The sequence below is a fragment of the Methylobacterium sp. E-005 genome, assembly GCF_022829725.1.
Taxonomy (GTDB): Bacteria; Pseudomonadota; Alphaproteobacteria; order Rhizobiales; family Beijerinckiaceae; genus Methylobacterium.
The window spans coordinates 49,594-75,178 of record NZ_JAKSYG010000226.1; the positions used below are offsets into that span (position 1 = coordinate 49,594).

The window sequence follows — 25,585 nt, forward strand, 5'->3', positions numbered from 1 at the left end:
CCGCTTTCCCTGCCGCCTCCGGGGCGGCAGACGACGCAATTTCAACCGAAGACGGAACGTGCGCGTGGATTACGACGGCAAGCCGCTCAGGAAGCCCGCCGAAACCGGCACCTGGGCCAGCATCCGCGAGACCCTGAAGGTCGGCATCCAGGCGCTGCTTATCGCCCTCGTGGTGCGCACGCTCCTGTTTCAACCGTTCAACATCCCCTCGGGCTCGCTGGTACCGACCCTGCTGATCGGCGACTACCTGTTCGTCTCGAAATACTCCTACGGCTACTCGAAGTATTCCCTACCACTCTCGGAATACATCCCGATCCAGGCCGACGGGCGGATCTGGGCCGCCGAGCCCAAGCGTGGCGACATCGCGGTGTTCAAGCTGCCGAAGGACAATGCGACCGACTACATCAAGCGTGTGATCGGCCTGCCGGGCGACAAGATCCAGATGATCGACGGCGTGCTCAACATCAACGGCAAGGCGGTCAAGCGCGAGCGGATCGCCGATTACGAGACGACCGACCCCTACGGGCAGGCCACCAAGGTGCCGCAATACCTCGAGACGCTGCCGAACGGCGTGGTCCATAAGGTGATCGAGCGCGACGGCGACAACGGCTTCTGGGACAAGACCGAGCTCTATACGGTCCCGGCCGGCCACTTCTTCATGATGGGCGACAACCGCGACAACTCCACCGATTCGCGCGATCTCGCCAATGTCGGCTACGTGCCCTTCGCCAACTACGTGGGCCGGGCTGAGATGATCTTCTTCTCGATCGACGAGGGCACGCCGGCGTGGCAGGTCTGGAACTGGCCGGCCCATGTCCGCTGGACCCGCCTGTTCTCGACGATCCATTGATCGGTCCGGACTTGGACGAGGCCGCCCAGCCCCGGACCTCGGCGCGGACCCGGCGCGCCCACAAGCCGCGCCCGCCGCTCGGCCTGCTGGAGGCGCGGATCGGGCACAGCTTCGCCGACGAGAGCCTGCTCACCCGCGCGCTGACCCACACCAGCAAGGCCGCCGGCCGGGGTGGCAGCTATCAGCGCCTCGAATTCCTCGGCGATCGCGTGCTCGGCCTCGCGGTGGCGGACCGGCTCTACGCCGCGTTTCCGGATGCCGACGAGGGTGACCTCTCGCGCCGGCTCGCCGCCCTCGTGCGGCGGGAGACCTGCGCCGTGGTGGCCGCGTCCTGGGATGTCGGCCCCCACCTGATCCTCGGACAGGGCGAGGTCATGGGCGGCGGGCGCCGCAACCAGACCATCCTGGCCGATGTCTGCGAGGCGATCCTCGGCGCCATCTATCTCGATGCCGGGTTCGACGTGGCCCGGGCCGTGGTCGAGGCGCATTTTAACCCGAGCGCGCCCCCGGCAGCCTCCCGGGGCCGCGACGCCAAATCGGCCCTGCAGGAATGGGCCATGGGCCGGAGCCTGCCGATCCCCACCTATGAGGTGGTCGAACGCACCGGCCCGGACCACGCGCCGAAGTTCCGCATCGCGGTTCAGGTCGAGGGTCTTGCGCCCGGGCTCGGCGAGGGCACATCGAAGCGGATCGCCGAGCAGGCAGCCGCGCAGGCGCTGTTGGAGCGGGAGGGAATCGGGGCCCTGCCGGCGGCGGGGCCGACGGAGACAGCATGACCGAACACGATCAGGACGATTCACAGCCCGAGGGCGGAACCAACATCGTCTCCGCACTGCCGGGCACGCTCACCGACGCCCGGGCGGGCTTCGTCGCGCTGATCGGCGTGCCGAATGCGGGCAAGTCGACGCTCCTGAACAACCTCGTCGGCACGAAGGTCTCGATTGTCTCCCGCAAGGTGCAGACGACCCGGGCGCTTGTGCGCGGCATCTTCATCGAGGGCAACGCCCAGGTCGTGCTGGTCGATACGCCCGGCATCTTCGCGCCCAAGCGCCGGCTCGACCGGGCGATGGTGCATTCGGCCTGGAGCGGCGCCGCCGACGCGGACGCGGTCTGCCTGCTGGTGGATGCCCGCAAGGGCGTCGACGAGGAGGTCGAGGCGGTGCTGTCGCGCCTTGACGGAGTGAGGCGGGACAAGCTGCTGATCCTCAACAAGATCGACCTGATCGCCCGCGAGCGGCTGCTCGATCTTGCGGCCAAGCTCAATGCCGCCGCGCCCTTCGCCGAGACCTTCATGATCTCGGCGCTGAATGGCAGCGGCGTGCAGGATCTCCGGCGGGCACTCGCCGCCCGGATGCCGGCCGGTCCCTGGCTCTACCCGGAGGATCAGGTCTCGGACGCACCGTTGCGCATGCTCGCGGCCGAGATCACCCGCGAGAAGATCTACGACCGGCTGCACGAGGAACTGCCTTACCGCTCCACGGTCGAGACCGACCAGTGGCAGGTCCGGGCGGACGGCTCGGTGCGGATCGAGCAGACGATCTTCGTGGAGCGCGAGAGCCAGCGCTCGATCGTGCTCGGCAAGGGCGGCCAGACCATCCGGTCGATCGGTCAGGCGGCCCGGATCGAGATCGCCGAGGCGGCTGACGCGAAGGTGCACCTGTTCCTGCACGTGAAGGTGCGGGAGAACTGGGCCGACGACCCAGCCCGCTACCGCGAGATGGGCCTCGAATTCCCGCGGGGATGATCGCCGATCCAGGGCGCTTCGATTGGGAAGGCTGGGCTTTCGGCGCCATTCGGGTATAAACCAGGCCGTTCCCCCGGATGATCCGAGTCGGGCGCGGGTCTCCCCGCACCGCCGCGGAATCGCGTTCCGAAGCCGACTCTCCAACTCCCGAATCATTCATGCGACATGCCGTCTACGGCCTGCCGCCGATGGATCTCGCCGAGATCCCCGGCGATGCCGTGCAGGTTTCCCCTTTGATTCCCGGTGCCGCGCGGCTCGAGGATCTGACCGAGAACAGCCTCGACGTCGCCACCGTGCTCGCGCCGCCCGGAACGGTCGAGCGCCGCTACGTGCTGGCTCAGGTCCTGCGCGCCCTGGGGCCCGGCGGCCGGATGATCGCCCTGGCGCCGAAGGACCGGGGCGGGACGCGGCTGGCCAAGGAACTCAGCACCTTCGGCTGTGCGGCCGCCGACCAGCCGCGCCGCCATCACCGGATCTGCCGGGCCGACCGGCCGCCGGAGCCCGCCGGCATCGCCGAGGCGATCGACGCGGGAGGCCCTCGCCACGTCGACAATCTCGCCCTGTGCACCCAGCCCGGCATCTTCTCCTGGGATCGGCTCGATCCCGGCACGGCCTTGCTCCTGCGCGCGCTGCCGGTGCTGAAGGGCCGCGGGGCCGATCTCGGCTGCGGCCTCGGGATCCTGGCCCGCGCGGTTCTGGCGTCGGAGGCCGTCACCGCCATGACCCTGGTCGAGATCGACCGCCGCGCCGTCGAGATGGCCCGCCGTAACGTCTCCGACCCCCGGGCCACGATCCTCTGGGCCGATATCCGGACGCCCGGGCAGGTGCCGGGCGACCTCGATTTCATCGTCACGAACCCCCCCTTTCACGAGGGCGGAGCGGAGGATCAGGCGCTCGGCCGGGCCTTCATCGCCCGGGCTGCCGAATCGCTGAGGCCCGGCGGCACGCTCTGGCTCGTGGCCAACGCGCACCTGCCCTACGACGTGCCGCTGCGGGCGGCGTTCCGCTCCGTGTCGGTAGCGGTTCAGGACGGCGGCTACCGGGTCTACGAGGCGCGCCGGTGAGCGCGAAGGCCGTGCGGCTCGACAAGCTGCTCGCCAATCTGGGTTACGGCTCGCGCCGGGAGATCCAGGGGCTCGCCCGGGCCGGGGCGATCCGCCTCGACGGCGCGGATCTCGACGATGCCGGCGTGCGGATCGCCCTCGATCCGGATCTCCCCGCGCGCCTGACGATCGACGGCGAGGCCCTCGATCCGCTGCCGGGCCTCTGCCTGATGCTGCACAAGCCCCTCGGGGTGACCTGCTCGCACAAGGAGGCCGGTCCGCTGATCTACGGGCTGCTGCCGGAGCGCTGGCGCCGGCGCGACCCGCCGCTCTCCACCGTCGGCCGCCTCGACAAGGAGACTTCGGGCCTGCTCCTGCTGACCGACGACGGGGCGCTGCTGCACCGGATCATCAGCCCGAAGGCCCAGGTGGCGAAGCGCTACCGCGTCACCCTCGACCGGCCGCTGACGGGCCGCGAGGCGGCGGTGTTCGCGTCGGGAACGCTGATGCTGGAGGGCGAGGAGCGGCCGCTGCTGCCGGTGGACCTCGTGGCCGAGGATGCCACCCGTTGCGCGGTGACGCTGACCGAGGGTCGCTACCATCAGGTCCGCCGGATGTTCGCCGCCGTGGGCAACCACGTCACGGCGCTCCACCGGGATCGGGTCGGAGGGCTGGATCTGCCGGCGGATCTCGCCGCGGGGGCCTACCACGTGATGACGGCCGGCGATGTGGCCGTCGTGTTCGCGGGCGGATGATTCCGGCTGTCTCCGACGTGCCGCGCGGGCCATGTGGCCTCGCCAATCTGATCGCGGCGCTCCTTGCCTCGAACCGCACACTCTGCTAAGCGCCCGCCCATCCCACACGCGGAGCCGGCCTCATGCCTGAATGAGGCGTTTCCGGTGGTCGCCCGAATGCGTCGGGCGGCTGCATCCCTCCGCGGCGGATCCAACCGGAGAGCACACAGATATGGCCGTCGATTTCTCTATGCGTCAGCTCCTCGAAGCGGGCGCCCATTTCGGTCACCAGTCGCACCGCTGGAACCCGAAGATGCAGCCGTACATCTTCGGTACCCGCAACAACATCCACATCATCGACCTCGCCCAGACGGTGCCGGCGCTCCACCAGGCGCTGCAGGCGGTGAGCGACACCGTCGCCAAGGGCGGTCGCGTGCTGTTCGTCGGCACCAAGCGCCAGGCGGCCGACACGATCGCCGAGGCGGCCAAGCGTTCGGCCCAGTACTACGTCAATTCCCGCTGGCTGGGCGGCATGCTCACTAACTGGAAGACGATCTCGGGCTCGATCTCGCGCCTGCGCAAGGTCACCGAGACGCTGGAGACCGGCGGCCCGGGCCTGACCAAGAAGGAGCGCCTGATGCTCTCCCGTGAGAAGGAGAAGCTCGAGAAGGCGCTCGGCGGCATCAAGGACATGGGCGGCGTCCCCGACCTGCTGTTCGTGATCGACACCAACAAGGAGCAGCTGGCGATCAAGGAGGCGAACCGCCTCGGGATCCCGGTCGCCGCCATCGTCGACACCAACTGCAACCCGGACGGCATCAGCTACATCGTCCCGGCCAACGACGACGCGGGCCGCGCCATCGCGCTCTACTGCGACCTGATCGCCAAGGCCGCCATCGACGGCATCTCGCGCGCCCAGGGCTCGTCGGGCATGGACCTCGGCGCCTCCGAGGAGCCGATGGCCGAGGAGCTGCCGGCGAACGACGATCAGGCCGTCTCGGTCGAGTCCGACGCCCTCGACCCGGCCGACGTGGCGATGCTCGCCGAGTCGACCGAGCATTTCGAGCTGCTCGCCGCCCCGCGCGGCGCGCCGGACGACCTGACCAAGCTGAACGGTGCCGGCCCGCAGATCGTGCAGAAGCTCAACGACGCCGGCATCTACCACTACTGGCAGATCGCCGCGATGACCCCCGAGGACGTCGCCAAAGTCGATGCCGACCTGAAGCTCAACGGCCGCATCGACCGCGATTCGTGGGTCTCGCAGGCCCGCGGCTTCGTCGAGGCCGCCGCCGCGGCCTGATCCATCCGGACGTCGCGGCGGCACCGTCATCGGGCCGTCGCGGTTCCAGGCATACCGGGCCCGGCCGCTCACCCGCGCGCCGGGCCTCTCTCATCCAGACCACACGAAAGGGACCGCCATGGCCAACATCACCGCCGCGATGGTGAAGGAGCTCCGGGAGACGACCGGCGCCGGCATGATGGATTGCAAGGGTGCGCTCAACGAGACGGGTGGCGACATCGAGGCCGCGGTCGACTGGCTGCGCAAGAAGGGCCTCGCGAAGGCTGCCAAGAAGGCCGGCCGCGTCGCCGCCGAGGGCTTGGTCGCCGTCGAGTCCGCCGGCCACCATGCCGCGGTGGTCGAGGTGAATTCCGAGACCGACTTCGTCGCCCGCAACGACGCCTTCCAGGCCTTCGCCCGCGAGGCCGCCAAGATCGCCCTGAACACCGACGGCACGCTGGAGGGTCTCCAGGCCGCCAAGTTCCCGGGCGCCACCGAGACCGTGTCCGAGAAGCTGCAGGCCCTGATCGCCACGATCGGCGAGAACATGAACCTGCGCCGCGTCGCCAAGCTCGAGGTCAAGAAGGGCGTCATCGCCTCCTACGTGCACAACCAGATCTCCGAGGGTCTCGGCAAGATCGGCGTGCTGGTGGCGCTGGAGTCCGAGGGCGATGTCGAGGCGCTGTCGGCGCTCGGCCGGCAGATCGCCATGCACGTCGCGGCGACCAATCCGGTGGCGCTCGACGCCTCGGGCGTCGATACCGCCACGGTGGAGCGTGAGTCGAACATCCTGCGCGAGAAGAACGCCGGCAAGCCGGACCACGTGATGGCCAAGATCATCGAGAGCGGCCTGAAGAGCTACTACAAGGAGGTCACCCTCCTGGAGCAGCCCTTCGTGCATGACGGCTCGAAGACCGTGAGCCAGGTCCTGAAGGAAGCCGGCTCCAAGGTCGGCGGTCCGGTGACCCTGACGGCCTTCGTGCGCTACGCGCTGGGCGAGGGCATCGAGAAGGAAGACGGGCCGGACTTCGCCACCGAGGTCGCCCAGCAGGCCGGTCGCGCCTGATCTCCACGGGCTGGGGGGCAGATTCTTCTGACCGCTCCGTCATCGAGCCCTGTCCGGCGACAGCCGGGCGGGGCTTTTTGTTTTGGGCGGCGGAACGGGACCATTTTGGTTGCGTGTTGCGGCGCACACCGCATTTCGCGGATGCGCACTACCTTCGCGTCATGACCTTGAAGCCTCTCTCCTACCTGATGATCGGCGCCTTCGCGTCCGGCCTTGTGATGACCGTCGTCGGCGCCGTCGGCGTCCTCACGGGCAGCTGAGAATCGGCATCGGCGTGGCGGGCTCCCGTCATGCCGGCGCCGCATCGACCCAGGCTCCGCCATCCCAGACCCGCACCGTGACGCTGGCGCAGCCATCCGTGACGGCGATGCGATTGTAGGCGTTGGGCTCGTTCCCGCGCAGGCGCGTCGAGGTTGCGGACCCAGCCTGAACGGCCAGCAGCCGGCCTCGGCAACCGCGCATCGTGGCCCGATCAACCGTCTCGGCTCCGGAATCGTCGTCCACGGCAAAGCGCACGTAGTGTCGGTGCAGATGGCCGGCGAGCGTCAGGCCGACGCCGCAGCGGCGGAATGCCGTCAACGCCAAGTCGGCACGACCGACCAGCCGTGCCTCCTCGTCCCAGGGCGGCGGCATGAACGGATGGTGGCCCACCACGATCTTGAACAGATGCTCGGGCATCGCCCCAAGCCGTGCCTCGGTCCGGGCGATCTGGCGGCGCCGGATCACCCCGTGCGACCAGTCCGGCTCCGGCGCCCAAAGCCGCACCGTGTTCAAGCAGATGACGCCGATCTCGCCATCCACGAAGCACGGTTCCGTCTCGGGCGCGATGGCGTGCCGGTAGCGTGCGAAGGGCCGTGCGAACCGCTGCACCAAATCATAAGGCGAAATGTCGTGGTTGCCCGGCACGCCGATCCAGGGCGGCAAGAGGCGGCTCAGGAACGCGCGGGCCTGCGCGAATTCGGACGGGCGCGCCGCCATGGTGAAGTCGCCCGAGGCGACGATCAGGTCCGGGGCGTCCCCGTTCAACTCGTCGACCAGGGCCTCGACGACCGCCGGATCGGTGCGGCCGAAATGGAGGTCGGAAATGTGGCTGATCCGCCTCATGCCGTGGGCGTCCCTTCAGCAAAGCGCTGGCCTGCCTCGGAGCATGGCACGATCACGGTCAGCGCCTGACGCCGGATCCGGTAGTGCAGGGGCGTGGGGATCAGGAGAACCTCGCCGTCATTCATCACGAGGAGGGCCCGTCGGCGCGACGCGATGCTGAGGTCGCCGACCGGCAGCCGCTCGATGTCCGGGAGCCGGCGCCAATCGCCGAGGGCGAATCCGACGGCGAGGCGCAGGCTGCGCCAGACCAAGAGGTTGGCGAGGACGTAGAGCGTGAGCTGCCCGGCATCGACCGGCGCCCGCAGCAGCATATGCCCCGGCTGCTCGACGTAATCGCCCACGACCACAGCCATCAGCCGCCCCCGCAGGCGCCGCGCTGTCCCGTCGATCAGGCCGGTCACCGTGAGCCGCGGATAGCGGCCGAGATGACGCAGCATCCCGAGCGCCCAGCGCATCAGGGTGCGCACGGCCCGGCGGGCGCGATGCGCCTCCCGGTGGCGGGCCACCCGCGCCGCCATGCCGAGCACGGAATTGATCACGAAGATCCGGCCGTTCACGTCGCCGACATCGATTCGGCGCGGTACGCCCCGCGTGAGGTTCGCGATGGCGCCGTCGAGATCGAGGGGCAGGCCGAGATCCTTCGCCAGCAAATTCATGGTGCCGAGTGGCAGGATGCCGAGGGGCGTCCCGGTTCCGACCAGGGCGGCGGCCGCGCAGGCGACCGTGCCGTCGCCGCCTGCGACCACCACCGCGTTGATCCCCGGCTCCTCCACCGCTGCGGCGATGCGCGCCGGGAGGGAGGCCCCGCGGTCGGCCTCACCCAGGGCCTCGATCCCGGCCGCGACGATCCGCTGGCGGATCGCCTCGGGCGTCGCACCGTCGACGCTGCCGGATTCGGTATTGATCACCAGGGCAATGCGCATGGAGGTCCGGGCCGGGGGCGGTTTCCGATCCGCTTTGCCAGGGCTGCACGTCGGTCGCGTGTCGGTGGTGTTTCGACCGACGATCCCCGCCCGAACGCGGCACGCCCCTCGACGGCGCTCACACGGTTGACGTAGAAGCCTCCCGGCTCGCACGAGGCGGGTCGGATGGGGACCGAAATGCCGCAGACGACGCCGTTTCGCCGTATCCTCGTGAAGCTGTCGGGGGAGGCGCTCGCCGCACCGGACGGCTACTGGCTGCATCCGCCAACGCTGGCGGCGCTCGCCGAGGATATCGCGCGCACCATCGAGGCCGGGGCAGAGGTCGCGATCGTGGTCGGCGGCGGCAACATGATCCGCGGGGCGCGCATCTCCGCGGCCGGCTGGATCGACCGGGCGACCGGGGATTCGCTCGGCATGATGGCGACCGTGATGAATTCGCTCGCCATCGAGACGGCGCTGAACGCGGCGGGCGTCCAGGCACGGACCATGTCGGCGGTCTCCATGCCGACGATCTGCGAGACCTATGCCCGCCAGCCGGCTTTGCACCACCTGGACAAGGGGCAAGTGGTCGTCCTCGCCGGGGGCACCGGCAACCCGTTCTTCACCACCGACACCGCCGCGGTTCTGCGCGCCGCCGAGCTGCGCTGCGACGCCGTGCTCAAGGCGACCCAGGTCGACGGCGTCTACTCGGCCGACCCCAAGAAGGATCCGAGCGCGACCCGCTACGACCGCATCACCCATGACGAGGCGATCGCCCGCGACCTGAAGGTCATGGACACCGCAGCCTTCGCCCTGGCCCGGGAGAGCCGCCTCTCGATCATCGTCGGTTCGCTGCATGCGCCGAGCTCGATCGCCGGGATCCTGTCGGGCGAGGCCCCCTCGACGCTCGTCGCGCCCTGACGCAGCCGCGGATAGGCCGCCACAACCGTTTGCGGCCCTGAAAAAATTCGTCCATTGAGGCCGCGACTGCCCGCGCCGGGCGAGAAGACCACGTCAGACGTCTCGGGACGATTCTCATGGCCACACCGGAATTCGACCTCAACGACATCAAGCGCCGGATGCAGGGCGCCGTCGCCTCGCTCTCCAAGGACCTCGGGTCCCTGCGCACGGGGCGCGCCACGCCCTCGCTCCTCGACCCGATCCAGGTGGATGCCTACGGCTCGGCGATGCCGATGGCCCAGGTCGCCACCGTGAGCGTGCCGGAGCCGCGGCTCCTGTCGATCTCGGTCTGGGACCGCAGCATGGTGACCGCCGTCGAGAAGGCGATCCGCGAATCCGACCTCGGCCTCAATCCGCAGACGGAAGGCCAGACCATCCGCCTCCGCATCCCCGAGATGAACGAGCAGCGGCGCAAGGAGATGGTCAAGGTCGCCCACAAGTACACCGAGGAGGCGCGCGTCGCCGTGCGCCACGTCCGCCGGGACGGCCTCGATCACCTCAAGAAGCTCCTGAAGGACAGCGCTATCTCGGAGGACGACGAGAAGCGCCAGGCCGCCGATGTGCAGAAGGCGACCGACCAGTACATCGCCGAGATCGACGGCGTGCTGGCCTCCAAGGAGAAGGAGATCATGCAGGTTTGAGGCAGGGCACGGTCCGCGCGTGACCGCCGCCGCCGCACCGGCTGCACCGTCCAAGGCTCCGTCCAAGGGGCGGCGCGAGCTGTGGCTGCGCGTCGCCTCGGGGCTCGTGCTCGGGGCCGGCGTTCTGGCCGCCCTGGTCTATGGCGGCTGGCCGTTTGCCGGCGTCTGGCTCGCAGCTGGGATCATCGGCTTTGCCGAGTGGATGGTGATGAGCCGCACCGAGCCGCGCGAGGTGCTGATCGCGCTCGGCGCCGCGACGCTCGGCGCCCTTCTGCTCTGTCAGCGCGGCGGCGCCCCGGCGCCCGCCTGCCTCGCCGTCCTGATCCTCGGCGCCGCCGCCTGCGCCACGGTGGCGCGGACCGGCTGGGGCCGGTGGCGTGCCTTCATCGGCGTGCTCGGCGCGGGGGCGATCGCGGCGGTGCCCGTGGCCCTGCGCGATGATCCGGCCATCGGCCTCGTCGGGCCGGCCTGGATGTTCGCGGTGGTCTGGTCCACCGACATCGCCGCCTATTTTGCCGGCCGGAAGATCGGCGGCCCGAAGCTGATGCCGCGGGTCTCGCCCAACAAGACGTGGTCGGGTGCGATCGGCGGCCTGATCGGCGCGGTCGCGGCCGGGACGCTGGTGCCGGTGGTGGCGGATCTCGCCGGGAGGACCCTGCCGAGCGCCGCCTCCCTGCCGGTGGTGGCGGGCGTGAGCGCGCTCGCTTCCGTGCTCAGCCAGGCGGGCGACCTGATCGAATCCGGCCTCAAGCGCCGCTACGGCGTAAAGGATTCGGGAAAGATCATCCCGGGCCATGGCGGCGTCATGGACCGGCTTGACGGATTCTTTGCGGTCGCCGTGCTGGCGGCGGTCTATCTCGCCCTGCGCGGGGCTGGCCTGATCACGTGACGATGAGGGAGTTGAACCCGTGACCCAGATCGTCACCGTCTTCGGCGCCACCGGCTCCATCGGTAAGTCCACGGCCGACCTGCTCGCCCAGCATGCCGACCGCTTCAGCGTCGGCGCCCTCGTGGGCGGCAAGGATCCCGTCGCGCTGGCCCGGATGGCGCGGGAGCTGAACGCGTCCTTCGCGGCGCTTGCGGACGAATCCGCCGGCCCGGCGCTCGCCGAGGCCCTGTCGGGCTCCGGCATCCCCAGCGGGGCCGGGGAGGGGGCCGTCATGGAGGCGGTCGCCCGGGACGCCGACATCGTCGTGGCGGCGGTGAGCGGAGCGGCGGGCCTCAAATCCACCCATGCGGCTTTGCGCCTGGGCCGGACGGTGGCGCTCGCCAACAAGGAGAGCCTCGTCTGCGCCGGCGATGCCTTCATGCGCGACGCAGCGCGCTACGGCGCCACGATCCTGCCGATGGATTCCGAGCACGACGCCCTGAGCCAGGCGCTGGCCGGTCGGCCGCTCGCCGACGTGCGCACCATGATGATCACGGCCTCCGGTGGCCCGTTCCGCACCTGGACCCGCGAGCGGATCGCCGCGGCGTCCGCCACGGAGGCCGCCGCCCATCCGACGTGGTCGATGGGCATGAAGATCAACATCGATTCGGCGAGCCTGATGAACAAAGGCCTCGAACTGATCGAGGCCCACCACCTGTTCGGCATCGAGCCCGAGCGCCTGGACGTCGTGGTGCATCCGCAATCGGTGATCCACGGGATGGTCTACTGGCTCGACGGCGCCGTGACCGCCGAGCTGGCGCTGCCCGACATGCGGGTCCCGATTTCCCACTGCCTGGGCCTCGGCGACCGGCTGACCATCGCGCGCGGGCGGCCGCTCGACCTCGTGAAGCTCGGTGCGCTCACCTTCGAGGCCGCGGACGAGGAGCGCTTCCCGTGCCTGCGGATCGCCCGGGCGGCCCTCGCCGCGGGTGGCGCCGCGCCGACCGTGATGAACGCCGCCAACGAGATCGCGGTGGCAGCGTTCATCGCGGGCCGGATCGGCTTCTATGGGATCAGCGATCTCGTGGAGCGGGCCTGCACCCACTTCGCCGGCCAGTACCGGACTGCGCCGACCGATGTCGACGAGGCGCTGGCCATCGACGCCCATGTCCGGGTCTGGAGCGCCGAGGCGCTGCCGGAGCTGCGCGCCGTCGGGTAGCGGCCGAGCGCGGGCGACGCGTCAGCTTTCCGGCCCGTATCCGGCCAGGAAGACACGCACCGCCTCGACCGTCTGGAACCGCATCCGGGCCTCGTCCGCCTCGCCACCCGCAGCGAACAGCATCCGCATCATGAGGCCGGCGAGGCAGAGATGCAGAAAGTGCTGCGCCGCCAGGGTGGTGTTGGCGATCCGTAGCCGGTCGGCCTTCACCTGCACGTCGAGATAGGCTGCGAGCCGTGCCACGCCGCGGGCCGGACCGGCGTCGTAATAGACCTGCCCGAATTGCGGGAACTTTTCGCAGACGCCGATCACCATGCGGTGCATCGAGATGTGCCGCGGCTGGGACATTTCGGCGAGAAAACTCATCCCCAGGCGCGTCAGGACGGCCGGGATATCCGGATCGTTCGGATCGAAGGTGAAGAGCGTCTCGGCGAGGCTGGCCTTCTCCTCCAGGATCAAGGCCTCGAACAGCGCCTCCTTGCTGTCGAAATACACGTACAGCGTGCCCTTCGAGACGCCGGCCGCCCGGGCGATCTCACCCATGCTCGCGCCGTCGTAGCCCGCCGAAAGGAAGACCGTTCGGGCACCGTCCAGGATCTGACGGCGCTTGTCGCCCTCGTGCGCGGATACGCCCCGATCCAGCGCTGCACCCTGTGCCATCGTTCCGTCCGACGCCCGTGGCGCCGCTCCGCTTGACCGAACCGTTCGGTCAACATAACCTGCGACCAAATCGGAGACGCGTCAAGGCGCGCCGATGTTTTGACCGAACGGTTCGGTCAATGCGGTTGTCGTTGGATGTGAGGCTCTGCAATGTCCCTGCGCGAGGACGCTGATCGCCCCGATCCGGTCGTCGAACGCGGCGACGAGGAGCGGGCCGAGGGCCCAGCCCGACCCGTCCCGACCCCGGCACCGGCCGCACCGACCAATCACGCCGCGACACCCGAGGGTGGGGCGCCGGCGCGCAAGCGTCCGCTCCGCCGGGCCATCCTGCTTATCGTCCTGGCCGTCGCGCTCGGCGGCAGCGCCTATGCCGGGTGGCAATGGTGGACGGTCGGACGGTTCTTCGTCTCGACGGACGACGCCTATGTCCAGGCCGACATCTCGGTGCTCGCCGCCAAGGTCTCCGGCTATCTCGAGGCGGTTCCGGTGGTGAACGGCCTCTCGGTGAAGAAGGGCGACGTGATCGCCAAGCTCGACGACGGCGACTATCGCCTCGCTCTTCAGGCCGCGCAGGACAAGCTCGCCACGCAGGAGAGCACCATCGCGCGGATCGCCCGGCAGGCCGAGGCGGCGCAGGCGCAGGTCGCCCAGGCCGCCGCGCAGCTCGACGCCACCCGCGCCGATGCGGTCCGCGCCCAGGCCGATTTCACCCGGTCGACGCAGATGCAGGCCGATTACGTCGCCAAGTCGCGCATCGACCAGACCCGCGCCGATCGCGACCGGACCGAGGCCTCGGTCAAGGCCATGGAGGCCGGCCTCTTGGCCGCCCGCGCCAATGTCGACGTGCTTCAGGCGCAGAAGCGCGAGGCGGAGAGCGTCGCGGCCGAACTGCGCACCGCCGTCGATCGCGCCCGCCGGGATCTCGACTTCGCGGTGATCCGTGCCCCCTTCGACGGTGTGGTCGGCAACAAGGCCGTTGAAGCCGGCGCCTACGTCGCGCCGGGCACCCGGATCGCCGCCCTGGTGCCGCTCCAGAGCGTGCGGATCGACGCGAACTTCAAGGAGACCCAGGTCCAGCGCATGCGCCCGGGCCAGCGGGTGATCGTCACGGTGGATGCCTACCCGGATCGCGAGATCCAGGGCGTGGTGGAATCCTTCTCGCCGGCCTCCGGCTCGGTGTTCAGCCTGCTGCCCCCCGACAATGCGACCGGCAACTTCACCAAGATCGTCCAGCGCCTGCCGGTGCGGGTGCGGGTGCCGGAGGATGTCGCCCGTGAGGGCCTGCTGCGGCCGGGCCTGTCGGCGGTGGTGCGGGTCGATACCCGCGTTGGCGCGGACCGCTCGGTGCTCGACCGGGCCGCGCGCGAGCGGCCAGTCAGCACCGCGAGCCGGTAGGATCCGACATGGCCGCCACCGCCGCCCTCGCGCCGGGCGCGCCGGCCCGCGCCGCCGAGCCGCCCCTCGACCGCCGCCGCATGGTGGCGTTCGTCTGCATGGTATTCGGGATGTTCATGGCGATCCTGGACATCCAGATCGTCTCGGCCTCCCTGAACGAGATCCAGGCCGGCCTCTCGGCCTCCGGCGACGAGATCCCCTGGGTCCAGACCAGCTACCTCATCGCCGAGGTGATCTCGATCCCGCTCTCCGGCACCCTGTCGCGGGTACTCTCGACCCGCTGGATGTTCGCGATCTCGGCGGGCGGCTTCACCCTGATGAGCCTGATGTGCGCGACCTCCTCGTCGATCGGCGAGATGATCGTCTGGCGGGCCGCGCAGGGCTTCATCGGCGGCGGTATGATCCCGACCGTGTTCGCCGCGGCCTTCACGATCTTCCCGCCCTCGAAGCGGACTATCGTGTCGCCGATGATCGGCCTCGTGGCCACGCTCGCGCCGACCATCGGCCCCACGGTCGGCGGCTATCTCACCGACCTGATGTCCTGGCACTGGCTGTTCCTGATCAACGTCGTGCCGGGTATTTTCGTGACGGTCTCGACCTGGATCCTGGTCGATTTCGACAAGCCCAATTACAGCCTGCTGGAGGCTTTCGACTGGGCGGGACTCGCCTTCATGGCGGGCTTCCTCGGCTGCCTCGAATACGTGCTGGAGGAGGGTCCGTACCACGACTGGCTGCAGGACGAGACGGTGTTCGCCGCCGCTGTGATCTGCGGGGTCTCGGCGCTGCTGTTCTTCTGGCGGGTCTTGACCGCCCGGCAGCCGATCGTCGATCTGCGCGCCTTCTCGGACCGCAACTTCGCCAGCGGTTGCGTGGCGAGCTTCGTGCTCGGCATCGGCCTCTACGGGCTGACCTACATCTACCCGGTCTACCTCGCGCGGGTGCGCGGCTACTCGGCGCTGATGATCGGCGAGACGATGTTCGTCTCCGGCCTGTTCATGTTCATCACCGCGCCGATCGCCGGCCGCCTGTCCGGCAAGGTCGATCCGCGGATCATGATGGGGATCGGCTTCGCGGGCTTCGCCTCCGGCACTTGGATCGTCACCGGGCTTACCAAGGACTGGGACTTCTACGAGTTGCTGCTGCCGCAGATTCTGCGCGGCTGCTCGCTGATGCTGTGCATGATCCCGATCAACAACATCGCGCTGGGCACCCTGCCACCGGCCCGGATGAAGAATGCCTCGGGCCTGTTCAACCTGACCCGCAACCTCGGCGGTGCGGTCGGTCTCGCGCTGATCAACACGGTGCTGAACGATCGCTGGGACCTGCACCTCGCCCGGCTCCACGAGCGGTTCAGCTGGACGAACACCGCCGCCCTCGAGCGCCTGGATACGCTCCAGCGCGGCTTCGATTCGTTCGGCAGCGCGGCACCCGGGATGGCGCTCAAGGCCATGTCCAACACCGTTCGGATCCAGGGCCTCGTCATGGCCTTCGAGGACCTGTTCCTCGCGTTGACGGTGTTGTTCCTAGCGATGGCCTGCGCGGTGCCGCTGATCCGGCGGCCACGCGCGGTGGCCGGGGGTGGAGGCGGTCACTGACGGGCCAACGCCGGATCGGCTGCGACGATGCACGATCCCGCATAGGATTGCGTTGGCGGTACGCCCCACCGATCTGCTAGGATGTCGGGATGCGCTGGTCCGGGGGGCCGGTGCGGCGACGGCCAGGGATCGGCTTATGGACTTCCTCAACGCGATGGGCGGCACCGCCGGTGGTTTCTTCGGTGCCCTGATCCCGTTCCTGTTCGTGCTCACCGTCGTGGTGTTCGTGCACGAGATGGGCCATTTCCTGGTCGGGCGCTGGTGCGGCGTCGGCGTGCATGCCTTCTCGCTCGGCTTCGGACCGGAACTGGTGGGCTTCAACGACCGCCGCGGCACCCGCTGGAAGCTCTGCGCCATTCCGCTCGGCGGCTACGTGAAGTTCCACGGCGATGTGAACGGGGCGAGCATGCCCGACCCGGAGGCCGTCGCCCGCATGACCCCGCAGGAGCGGGCGATCAGCTTCCCGACCCAGCCCGTGGCCAAGCGCGCCGCCATCGTCGCCGCTGGCCCGGTGGCGAACTTCATCCTGGCGATCGTGCTGTTCGCCGGGGCGATCTGGCTCGGCGGACGCTACGAGCTGCCCGCCCGCGTCTCCTCGGTGGAGCCGAACAGCGTCGCGGCCGAGGCGGGCTTCCAGCCGGGCGACGTCATCACCGCCATCGACGGCGAGAAGATCGGCGACTTCAACGCCATGTACCGCACGGTGACGGGCAGCGCCGGCACGCCTCTGACCTTCACGGTGGAGCGCGACGACAAGCCGATCACCATCCAGGCGACGCCCGCTACCTTCGAGGAGAAGACCCCGTTCGGCCGCCACCGGATCGGTCGGCTGGGGATCCGCTCCCCCGCAGGCTCCGAGGCGCGCCTCGTCCGCTACGATGCGCTGGACTCCCTGAATCTCGGCGTGAAGGAGACCTACTTCGTCGTCGAGCGTACCTTCTCCTATCTCGGCAAGCTGGTGACCGGTCGTGAGTCGGCCGACCAGCTTTCGGGTCCGATCGGTATCGCCCGCGTGTCCGGCGAGGTCGCCAAGACGGGCGGCGTGGGCGGCCTGGTCGGGCTGATCGCGCTCCTCTCGGTCTCGATCGGCCTGCTGAACCTGTTCCCGGTGCCGCTGCTCGATGGCGGCCATCTGCTGTTCTACGCCTTCGAGGTCGTCCGCGGCCGCCCGCTCAGCGAGCGCGCCCAGGAGATCGGCTTCCGGATCGGCCTGGCCCTGGTCCTGATGCTGATGCTGTTCGCCGCCTGGAACGACATCCTCAACCTCGGCGCGTCCTGGCGGAACACCTGATCCGGAGGAGTTGCCGGCCGTTCCCACGCCGCTCGGCCATCCTGTCCGATCTCCACCGGAAAGGATGCCCGAATCCCGCCGCGATCCGGCCCCGAAGCCGCCCGATCGGCGCCCCGCCCAGGGGTCAAAATCCGGTTAATGCGGCGTGAAATCTCCCGACTTCGGGTCGAAAAACGCGCGCCGTTGCAGGCGTTTACGCGTTATTCACGACGTTTGGCGGTTTGCGCGCGCGGTGGCCGGATCGTTAAGTGGCGCGAAGGCCACGACCCCCCAAAATCCCCTGACGATGGCCGCCCGCGCGTTTGCTTGGCAGGGGAATCCCGCTAAGAGCTACGCTTGGACCGAAGCCACGCTTGGACCAGGTGACGGGACGACCGGTCAACGGTCGCCTGCGACGGGCTAACCCCCGCGACCAGAACAGAAACGGGCGATTGCATGATGTCGTTGACGGGGAAGCCCCGACGTAAGTCGGTGCGGAGAACCATCGTCCTAGTCACTGCGGGTCTGAGCGTCGTCCTGAGCGGGGCCGCTCAGGCGCAGCAGATTGTCGTCCAGGGCAACCAGCGCGTCGATGCCGACACGATCCGGTCCTACGTGACCGGGACGGCGTCCGGCTCCGCGGAGGAGGCGCGGCGCAACCTGCTCGCCAGCGGCATGTTCTCGGACGTGAAGGTCGCCCAGTCGAGCGGGCGCACGGTGGTCACGGTCCGTGAGAACAACCTGATCAACCGGGTGGTGTTCGAGGGCAACAAGAAGATCGAGAAGGCGACCCTGGAAGGGGTGGTCGAAGCGAAGGCCCGCGGCCCCTACAGCGAGGCGATCGTCAACGCCGACCTCGCCCGCATCCGCGACGTCTACAAGCGGTTCGGCCGCGGCACCGCCAAGGTGACCTACCGCACCGTCGATCTGCCGAACGGCCGCGTCGACGTGATCTACCAGATCGATGAGGGTGATAAGACCGGCATCATCTCGATCAATTTCGTCGGCAACAACGCTTATTCGGAGCGGACCCTGAAGGGGCTGATGAGCTCCTCGGAGATGAACTTCCTGTCGTTCATCAAGACCTCCGACGTTTACGATCCCGACCGCATCACCAACGACCTCGATCAGGTCCGCCGCTACTACCTGAAGAACGGCTACGCCGACTTCCAGGTGGTGAGCGCCGACGCCCGCTACGTCGAGGGCGAGAAGTCCGGCTACGTCATCACCGTCACGGTGAACGAGGGCGAGCAGTACAAGGTCGGCGCGGTGCAGGTGGATTCCCGCCTGCCGGGCCTGAATACCGCCGAACTGACCGACGGTGTCGCAACGACCGTGGGTGACGTCTACAACGCCGACGATGTCGAGAAGACGCTGAACAACGTCACCCGCGAGGTGAACCGCGCCGGCTATCCGTTCGCCCAGGTGCGCCCGACCGGCCAGCGCGATCCGGGCAGCCATCAGGTCTCCCTGGGCTTCGTGGTCGAGGACGGCCCGCACGTCTACGTCGAGCGCATCAACATCCGCGGCAACACCCGCACCCGCGACTACGTCATCCGTCGCGAGCTCGATATCGCCGAGGGCGACGCCTACAACCGCGTGCTCACCGACCGCGCCGAGCGGCGCCTGAACGGCCTGGGCTTCTTCAAGAAGGTCCGCTTCTCCAACGAGCCGGGTTCGGCGCCCGATCGCGTGGTGATCAACATCGACGTTGAGGATCAGCCCACGGGTTCGTTCTCGGTGGCGGGCGGCTACTCCACCCAGGACGGCATCATCGGCGAGGTCTCGGTCTCCGAGTCGAACTTCCTCGGCCGCGGCCAGTATGTCCGCCTCGCCGGCACGGGCGGCCAGTACTCGCGCGGCGTCGACTTCTCGTTCACCGAGCCGTACTTCCTCGGCTACCGCCTCGCCGCCGGCTTCGACGCCTTCTACAAATATTCTGACCTGACCCGGTACTCCCGCTACGAGACCACGGTCTATGGCGGCCAGCTCCGCCTCGGCCTGCCGATCACCGAGGAGTTCGGCGTCACCCTGCGCTACTCGCTGTACAACACCGAGCTGAAGGTGCCGAACACCCTGAAGCGGCCGTACAACGACTGCTCGATCCCGATCCCGGGCTACACCGCGACCTATGCCCCCGGAACGATCGATCCGAATACCGGCCGCAATATCGGCGGTCAGGCGATCTACCCGAACTGCGCCTATGACGGCGAGGCCTCCATCGCCATCAAGGGCTCGCAGGGCAACACGCTGACCTCGCTGGCCGGCCTGACGCTCGCCTACTCGACCCTGGACGTGGTCGGCGCTCCCCATAACGGCCTCTACGCGGAGCTGAAGCCCGACGTGGCGGGCCTGGGCGGCGACTCGCGGTTCTTCCGTGTCACCGCCGATGCGCGCTACTACAAGGAGCTGTTCGAGGACGTGATCGGCTTCGTCCGGTTCCAGGGCGGTCACATTCAGTCCATCGACGGCAAGCCGCTTCGCGTGACCGACGAGTTCTTCCTCGGTCCGTCGCTGGTCCGCGGCTTCGCGCCGAACGGCATCGGCCCGCGCGACGTCGGCATCGCCGACGCCCGCTCGAACGCGATCGGCGGCTCGACCTATATCGGCGGCACGCTCGAGGTGCAGTTCCCGCTGCCCCTCGTTCCGCGGGATCTCGGCCTGAAGGGCGCGCTCTTCGCCGATGCCGGTACGCTGTTCGGCTATAACAGCCGCCGCTCCTTCGACGTGAACGGCGACAGCTTCATCAACGGCACGGATCCGGCCACCGGGCGCTGCAACTTCAACGCCTACAAGATCGGCGTCGAGCCGGAATGCGTGAACGTCCGCGACAGCGCCACGATCCGCTCCTCGATCGGTGCCTCCATCCTGTGGAACTCGCCGCTCGGCCCGATCCGGTTCGACTACGCCTACGCCCTGACGAAGGACGAGGGTGTCGCGGTCTACGTGCCGATCCTCGGCAAGTACGGCCATATCGGCAAGGATCAGACCCAGGCGTTCCGCTTCTCCGGCGGCTCGCGGTTCTGATCAAAATACCCGGCGCGCCGGTCGGTTTCTTCCGGCCGGCGCGTTGTCGAGCATGTCAGATCCTATCTTCTTCGCCCCCGCGGCCAGCCTGACCCTCGGGGAGATCGCCGCCGCTGCCGGGGCCAGCCTGCCCGACGGCGCCGATCCGGCCGCCAAGCTCGTGGGTGCGGCGCCCCTGGAGGGGGCCGGGCCCGAGCACCTGGCCTATATGGACAACGCGCGCTACGGCGATGCCTTCGCGGCGACGCGGGCTGGGGCATGCCTGGTCTCGCCCCGCTTCGCGGCCCGCTGCCCACCCGGTACGGTCGCCCTGGTCACCCGGGATCCCTATCGCGCCTACGCAGCCCTGCTCGGACGCCTCCATCCGGAGGCCCTGCGTCCCGGATCACAGTTCGGCGCCCGCGGTATCGCCCCTGGCGCCCATGTCCATCCGGACGCGCGGCTCGAAGAGGGCGTGACGATCGATCCGGGTGCGGTTGTCGGCCCCGGCGCGGAGATCGGGAGCGGGACGGTGATCGGCCCCAACGCGGTTATCGGCCCCGGTGTTCGCATCGGGCGCGACTGCGCGATCGGGGCCGGCACCACGCTGAGCCACGCGCTCCTGGGAAACCGCGTGATCCTGCACCCCGGTGCGCAACTCGGCCAGGACGGTTTCGGCTTCGCCATGGGGGCCACCCACCTCAAGGTTCCGCAGATCGGCCGCGTCATCGTCCAGGACGACGTGGAGATCGGCGCCAACACCACGATCGACCGGGGCGCCTCGCGCGACACGGTGATCGGGGAGGGGACCAAGATCGACAACCTGGTGCAGATCGCCCACAACGTCGTGATCGGGCGCCACTGCGTGATCGTGTCGGGCGTCGGCATCTCGGGCTCGACCACGCTGGAGGATTACGTCGTTCTCGGCGGGCAGGTCGGCGTGGTCGGGCACCTGCGGATCGGCCGCGGCGCGCAGATCGCCGGCTCCTCCAATGTCAACCGCGACGTGCCGCCGGGCAGCCGATGGGGTGGCACGCCCGCCAAGCCGGTGCGGGCCTGGTTCCGTGAGCTCACGACCCTGGCGCGCCTCGCGGAACGCTCGGGCAAGGGCCCGGCGGAGGACGAAGCCTGAGGCGAGCGGATTCGCGCGTCCGGCTTGCCGGCATCCGGATTGATCCGCTCCTCCGGAAGGTCTTGCGCTTCCGGCGATTTCTGCCGAAGAGGGCGCTCCCTTCGCCACGCGCGGCGGGATGTCAGGCCGCCGCGAGCGGCAAGTCGAGGTGCGGGATCCGATGAGTGAGGCGGCGCGCGAGACCAGCGGCGAGCTGGGCACAGCCGATATCCAGACTCTTCTGGAGCTGCTGCCACATCGCTATCCGTTCCTCATGGTGGACCGGATCGTCGAGATCGACCGCGACGAATCCTGCATCGGCATCAAGAACGTCACCGCCAATGAGCCGCAATTCATGGGGCACTTCCCGGGACTGCCGGTCTTCCCGGGTGTGCTCCTGATCGAGGGCATGGCGCAGACCGCCGGCGCGATCTGCTGCCGCCATATCCGGACGGACGAGCTGCGCACCAAGCAGGTGTTCTTCATGACCATCGACAAATGCAAGTTTCGCAAGCCGGTCACGCCGGGCGACCAAGTGCGTTTCCATATGAAGAAGATCAATCACCGCCGGACCATGTGGTGGTTCCGCGGTGAGGCCCGGGTGGACGGCACGCTGGTCGCCGAGGCCGAGATCGGCGCCATGCTGGTGACGGAGTGAGCGCGCCGTTCATCCATGCGAGCGCCGTGGTCGAGGCCGGCGCCCGGATCGCCGACGGGGCACGGGTGGGGCCCTTCTGCCATGTCGGTCCGGAGGTCGTCCTGGGAGACGATTGCGAACTCGTCAGCCACGTCGTCGTTGCGGGCCGGACGACAATCGGCGCCCGCACCCGGATCTTCCCCTTCGCGTCGATTGGCCACCCGCCGCAGGACCTGAAGTATCGCGGCGAGCCCTCGACCCTCACGATCGGCGCCGATTGCCTGATCCGCGAAGGCGTCACTATGAATCCCGGCACCAGCGGCGGCGGGCTGGAGACCGTGGTGGGCGATCACTGCACCTTCCTGGCGAACTCGCATGTCGGCCACGATTGCCGCGTGGGCTCGCACGTGATCTTCTCCAACAACGTCATGCTGGCCGGTCATTGCGCGGTGGGCGATTACGCGATCCTCGGGGGAGGCGCGGCCGTCATCCAGTTCGCCCGTGTCGGGGCGCACGCCTTCGTGGGCGGCCTTTCGGGGCTGGAGAACGACTGCATCCCCTACGGCATGGTGCTGGGCAACCGCGCCGCTCTCTCTGGCCTGAACATCATCGGCCTGCAGCGTCGCGGCTTCGCCCGGGAGGATATCCACGCCCTGCGGCGGGCCTACCGCCTGCTCTTCGCCCCTGAAGGAACGCTGATGGAGCGGGTCGAGGACGTGGCGGCGACGTTCGAGTCCCACGATGCGGTGCGCGAGATCCTCGATTTCATCCGCGTCGGCGGTAAGCGCTCGATCTGCACGCCGCGCGAAGTCCCGACCCCGATCGGCGCCGCCTGACCGGCAGCCGCATGGCGCAAGCCGATCCCGCGCCCGAGGGCGCCCTCGTGCTGATCGCCGGGGCCGGGCGCCTCCCGGAGCTCGTGGCTGAATCCCTGCGTCGGGCGCACCGTCCGTTCCGGGTGATCGCCCTGCGCGGCTTCACCGGGCAGGCGCTGCGCACCAGCGCCGACGCCACGGTCGACCTCCTCGATCTGGCCGCCACCCTGAAGCTGTTGCGCCGGTGGGGCCCGGCCATCGTGGTGCCGGCCGGCGGCGTCTCCCGGCCGAGCCCGGCCGCGATCCTCAATGCCGGCGCCGCCCTCCGCAACCGCGACGCCCTCCGGGCCATCGCGGGCGGGGGCGATGACCGCCTCCTGCGCGCCGCATTGGCGCTCGTCGAGGAGGAGGGGCATCGGATCCTCGGCGTCCATGAGGCTGCGCCGGACCTGCTCTGCCCGGAGGGACCGCTCGGACGCCGGCGACCGGATCCGGAAGCCGCCGCCTCGATCGCCACTGGGCGCGGCGTGCTGGATGCCCTGTCGCCGTACGATCTGGGGCAGGCAGTGACGGTCGCGGGGAACCGGATCCTGGCCGTCGAGGGACCGGAGGGGACCGACCGGATGCTCGCCCGGGCCCGCGCCCTCGGGCGCCGGCCCTTCGGATGGGGACGGGCGCTTCCCGCGACCGTCCTGGTGAAGGCGCCCAAAGCCGGACAGGATCGGCGCATCGACCTGCCGGCGATCGGCCCGCGCACGGTGCGCAACGCCGCCCGCGCCGGCTGCGTCGGCCTCGCCCTCGAAGCCGGGGGAACGCTGGTGATCGACCGCGCCGCGACCGCCGCGGAGGCTGACCGCCTGGGCCTGTTCGTCGTCGGCTACGGGAGCGTGCCGCGATGACCCGGTCCCGCACCATCTGGCTCGTAGCCGGCGAGGATTCCGGCGATCAGCTCGGCGCCAAGCTGATGCGCGCCGTGCGCGCGGCGGCGCCGGACGTGGCCTTCGGTGGCGTCGGCGGCGAGGCGATGGCGGAGGCGGGGTTCGCCTCCCTGTTCCCCCTCGATGACGTGGCGGTGATGGGCTACCTGCCCGTGCTCGCCCGCGCCCGCACGCTCCTGCGGCGGATTCGCGAGACCGCCGAGGCCGTGGTGCGCGCCCGACCCGACGTACTGGTCATCATCGACAGCCCCGGCTTCACCCACGCGGTGGCGAAGCGGGTGCGCAAGGCGGCGCCCGGCATCCCGATCATCGACTACGTCTCGCCGAGCGTCTGGGCTTGGCGCCCATGGCGCGCGAAGGGCATGCGCGCCTTCATCGACCACGTCCTGGCGCTGCTGCCCTTCGAGCCCGAGGCTCATCTGCGGCTCGGCGGGCCGCCCTGCACCTATGTCGGGCATCCGCTGATCGAGCGCTTGGCCGAACTGCGCCCCGCCGATCCCGAAAGCCTGCGCCGGGAGACGATGCCCTACAGCCTCGTCATCCTGCCCGGCTCGCGCCGCTCCGAGATCGAGCGCCTGATGCCGGTCTTCGGGCAAGCCTTGGCGCGCGTGGCGCGTGCCCATCCGATCGAAGCTGTGCTGCCGGCGGTGACGCGCCACCGGGCCTTGATCGAGCGCCTTGCCGCGGCCTGGCCTGTCCCGGTCCGGATCGTCACCGGCGAGGCGCCGAAATATGCCGCCTTCCGGAATGCCCGGGCGGCGCTCGCGGCCTCGGGCACGGTCACGCTGGAACTGGCGCTGGCGGGCGTTCCCATGGTGGTCGCCTACAAGGTCTCGCGGGCCGAGGAGGTCATTGCCCGTCGGCTCATCCAGGTGCCGACCATCGTGCTGCCGAACCTGATCCTCGCCGAGAATGCCATGCCGGAATTCGTCCAGGCCGAATGCACGCCAGGCCATCTCGCCGAGGCCTTGGCGCCGCTGCTGGCGGGGGGCGCCGTGCGTGCGGCGCAATGCGCGGCCCTGGCCCGGATCGATGACCGCATGCGGCTTGCCGATGCGGATACGCCGAGCCGGGCTGCCGCACGGATCGTCCTGCGGGCAGCGGAAAGGCCGTGATCCGTCGGGCCGCGAGTGCTAGCCGCTACGCCGGCCGCAGCGGGTGTACGATACGGTTCCCCGATTGCTCGACCACGTCAGGTGATCGTCGTCCACCGTCAGCCGGACCTGCGACGACCAATGCCGTCCCCGGTCGCTGCACTCGGCCGAGGTCACCCAGGTGCCCCCGGACCGGCGCGTATCGTGGAAGGTGCACACCGTGCGGCCGGCGCGGGCCTGATCCTGTGTGATCGTCGCCGGGATGTAGCCCCGCCGCCGCGAGCGATGCCCGCAGGCCCCGGGTGCCGGACCCCAGACGCCGATATACTCGGCGCTCACCGGCGCCGGCGCCGGCCGGGGCGCCGGCAGCTGCGCTGCCTGAACCTCCCGGGGACGGTTCGGTGGGGCGGCCGTGTTGGGTGGATCGAGCATCACGACCCGGCTCGCCAGGGCCCGCGACCCGGGTGCCGACTCAGGCGGCGAAACCGCTTCGGGTCGCTGGGGCCGGAACGGCAGGTCTTCCGTCAGGTAGGCAGCACTGTAGGCGAACAGCCCGATCCAGCCGGCGATCAGCAGGGCGGGGAGGACATAGCGGCGCCTGGGCTCGGAACGTGTTCCGCCGCCCGGATCAGCCAGCACCACCGCCCCCATCGT

The 25,585-nt window shown here is 69.5% G+C and carries 24 protein-coding genes; 20 read left to right on the forward strand and 4 right to left on the reverse strand.

What is annotated here, in order from left to right:
* The first annotated feature begins 64 nt into the window (after positions 1-64).
* From lepB to tsf, 7 genes are all read left to right on the forward strand, one after another.
* Positions 65-850: a signal peptidase I gene (gene lepB / locus MKK88_RS27170; RefSeq protein ID WP_244005380.1), complete on the forward strand. Its 786-nt coding sequence runs from the start codon at positions 65-67 to the stop codon at positions 848-850.
* A complete protein-coding gene (rnc, locus tag MKK88_RS27175) occupies positions 850-1,626 on the forward strand; it encodes a ribonuclease III (RefSeq protein ID WP_244005550.1) in 777 nt (258 codons plus the stop codon). Before lepB ends, rnc begins: the two co-directional genes overlap by 1 nt.
* A complete protein-coding gene (era, locus tag MKK88_RS27180) occupies positions 1,623-2,594 on the forward strand; it encodes a GTPase Era (protein ID WP_244005382.1) in 972 nt (323 codons plus the stop codon). The genes rnc and era overlap by 4 nt, the downstream gene beginning before the upstream one ends.
* Positions 2,595-2,752: 158 nt before the next feature.
* Complete coding sequence (locus MKK88_RS27185) at positions 2,753-3,658, forward strand: class I SAM-dependent methyltransferase (RefSeq protein WP_244005384.1); 906 nt, start codon at positions 2,753-2,755, stop codon at positions 3,656-3,658.
* Positions 3,655-4,392: a pseudouridine synthase gene (locus MKK88_RS27190; RefSeq protein ID WP_244005386.1), complete on the forward strand. Its 738-nt coding sequence runs from the start codon at positions 3,655-3,657 to the stop codon at positions 4,390-4,392. Before MKK88_RS27185 ends, MKK88_RS27190 begins: the two co-directional genes overlap by 4 nt.
* A 211-nt stretch (positions 4,393-4,603) precedes the next feature.
* A complete protein-coding gene (locus MKK88_RS27195) occupies positions 4,604-5,671 on the forward strand; it encodes a 30S ribosomal protein S2 (protein ID WP_244005388.1) in 1,068 nt (355 codons plus the stop codon).
* A 118-nt stretch (positions 5,672-5,789) separates the two neighbouring features.
* Positions 5,790-6,716 (forward strand): translation elongation factor Ts, encoded by a 927-nt coding sequence (tsf, locus tag MKK88_RS27200; protein ID WP_244005390.1) that lies wholly within the window; start codon positions 5,790-5,792, stop codon positions 6,714-6,716.
* A gap of 288 nt (positions 6,717-7,004) precedes the next feature.
* On the opposite strand, the gene MKK88_RS27205 is transcribed toward tsf, so the two are convergent.
* The gene (locus MKK88_RS27205; RefSeq protein ID WP_244005392.1) at positions 7,005-7,820 is read right to left on the reverse strand and encodes a metallophosphoesterase family protein; all 816 of its coding nucleotides are present in this window, start codon (positions 7,818-7,820) and stop codon (positions 7,005-7,007) included.
* A complete protein-coding gene (locus MKK88_RS27210) occupies positions 7,817-8,743 on the reverse strand; it encodes a diacylglycerol/lipid kinase family protein (protein ID WP_244005394.1) in 927 nt (308 codons plus the stop codon). The genes MKK88_RS27205 and MKK88_RS27210 overlap by 4 nt, the downstream gene beginning before the upstream one ends.
* 177 nt (positions 8,744-8,920) lie before the next feature.
* Here MKK88_RS27210 and pyrH point away from each other — a divergent pair, with 177 nt between their 5' ends.
* From pyrH to dxr, 4 genes are all read left to right on the forward strand, one after another.
* Positions 8,921-9,643: a UMP kinase gene (gene pyrH / locus MKK88_RS27215; protein ID WP_244005396.1), complete on the forward strand. Its 723-nt coding sequence runs from the start codon at positions 8,921-8,923 to the stop codon at positions 9,641-9,643.
* Positions 9,644-9,759: 116 nt separating this feature from the next.
* Entirely contained in the window at positions 9,760-10,323 is a 564-nt protein-coding gene (gene frr, locus MKK88_RS27220; RefSeq protein ID WP_091712647.1) for a ribosome recycling factor, read from the forward strand.
* Between the two features lie 19 nt (positions 10,324-10,342).
* On the forward strand, positions 10,343-11,212 hold the full coding sequence (locus MKK88_RS27225; RefSeq protein ID WP_244005398.1) for a phosphatidate cytidylyltransferase: 870 nt from the start codon (positions 10,343-10,345) through the stop codon (positions 11,210-11,212).
* Between the two features lie 19 nt (positions 11,213-11,231).
* The gene (dxr, locus tag MKK88_RS27230) at positions 11,232-12,410 is read left to right on the forward strand and encodes a 1-deoxy-D-xylulose-5-phosphate reductoisomerase (protein WP_244005400.1); all 1,179 of its coding nucleotides are present in this window, start codon (positions 11,232-11,234) and stop codon (positions 12,408-12,410) included.
* A gap of 21 nt (positions 12,411-12,431) precedes the next feature.
* Here the strand turns inward: dxr and MKK88_RS27235 are convergent, their stop codons facing one another.
* The gene (locus tag MKK88_RS27235; protein ID WP_244005402.1) at positions 12,432-13,070 is read right to left on the reverse strand and encodes a TetR/AcrR family transcriptional regulator; all 639 of its coding nucleotides are present in this window, start codon (positions 13,068-13,070) and stop codon (positions 12,432-12,434) included.
* A 150-nt stretch (positions 13,071-13,220) separates the two neighbouring features.
* Here MKK88_RS27235 and MKK88_RS27240 point away from each other — a divergent pair, with 150 nt between their 5' ends.
* The 9 genes from MKK88_RS27240 to lpxB all read left to right on the forward strand — a co-directional run bounded on the left by MKK88_RS27240 (position 13,221) and on the right by lpxB (position 24,952).
* Complete coding sequence (locus tag MKK88_RS27240) at positions 13,221-14,465, forward strand: HlyD family secretion protein (RefSeq protein ID WP_244005404.1); 1,245 nt, start codon at positions 13,221-13,223, stop codon at positions 14,463-14,465.
* A gap of 8 nt (positions 14,466-14,473) precedes the next feature.
* Positions 14,474-16,060 carry a DHA2 family efflux MFS transporter permease subunit gene (locus MKK88_RS27245; RefSeq protein WP_244005406.1) on the forward strand — a complete coding sequence of 529 codons (1,587 nt, stop codon included), beginning with the start codon at positions 14,474-14,476 and terminating at the stop codon, positions 16,058-16,060.
* Positions 16,061-16,196: 136 nt separating this feature from the next.
* On the forward strand, positions 16,197-17,351 hold the full coding sequence (gene rseP / locus MKK88_RS27250; protein WP_244005408.1) for an RIP metalloprotease RseP: 1,155 nt from the start codon (positions 16,197-16,199) through the stop codon (positions 17,349-17,351).
* 435 nt (positions 17,352-17,786) lie between these two features.
* A complete protein-coding gene (gene bamA / locus MKK88_RS27255) occupies positions 17,787-20,357 on the forward strand; it encodes an outer membrane protein assembly factor BamA (protein WP_244005410.1) in 2,571 nt (856 codons plus the stop codon).
* A 52-nt stretch (positions 20,358-20,409) separates the two neighbouring features.
* Positions 20,410-21,468, forward strand: coding sequence for a UDP-3-O-(3-hydroxymyristoyl)glucosamine N-acyltransferase (lpxD, locus tag MKK88_RS27260; RefSeq protein ID WP_244005411.1), 1,059 nt, complete (start codon positions 20,410-20,412; stop codon positions 21,466-21,468).
* 160 nt (positions 21,469-21,628) lie between these two features.
* Positions 21,629-22,105 (forward strand): 3-hydroxyacyl-ACP dehydratase FabZ, encoded by a 477-nt coding sequence (gene fabZ, locus MKK88_RS27265; protein WP_244005413.1) that lies wholly within the window; start codon positions 21,629-21,631, stop codon positions 22,103-22,105.
* The gene (gene lpxA / locus MKK88_RS27270) at positions 22,102-22,920 is read left to right on the forward strand and encodes an acyl-ACP--UDP-N-acetylglucosamine O-acyltransferase (protein WP_244005415.1); all 819 of its coding nucleotides are present in this window, start codon (positions 22,102-22,104) and stop codon (positions 22,918-22,920) included. The genes fabZ and lpxA overlap by 4 nt, the downstream gene beginning before the upstream one ends.
* Before the next feature lie 11 nt (positions 22,921-22,931).
* On the forward strand, positions 22,932-23,798 hold the full coding sequence (locus tag MKK88_RS27275) for an LpxI family protein (protein WP_244005417.1): 867 nt from the start codon (positions 22,932-22,934) through the stop codon (positions 23,796-23,798).
* Positions 23,795-24,952: a lipid-A-disaccharide synthase gene (gene lpxB, locus MKK88_RS27280; protein ID WP_244005419.1), complete on the forward strand. Its 1,158-nt coding sequence runs from the start codon at positions 23,795-23,797 to the stop codon at positions 24,950-24,952. The genes MKK88_RS27275 and lpxB overlap by 4 nt, the downstream gene beginning before the upstream one ends.
* A gap of 18 nt (positions 24,953-24,970) precedes the next feature.
* On the opposite strand, the gene MKK88_RS27285 is transcribed toward lpxB, so the two are convergent.
* Positions 24,971-25,582: a peptidase inhibitor family I36 protein gene (locus MKK88_RS27285; RefSeq protein WP_244005421.1), complete on the reverse strand. Its 612-nt coding sequence runs from the start codon at positions 25,580-25,582 to the stop codon at positions 24,971-24,973.
* Positions 25,583-25,585 lie beyond the last annotated feature (3 nt).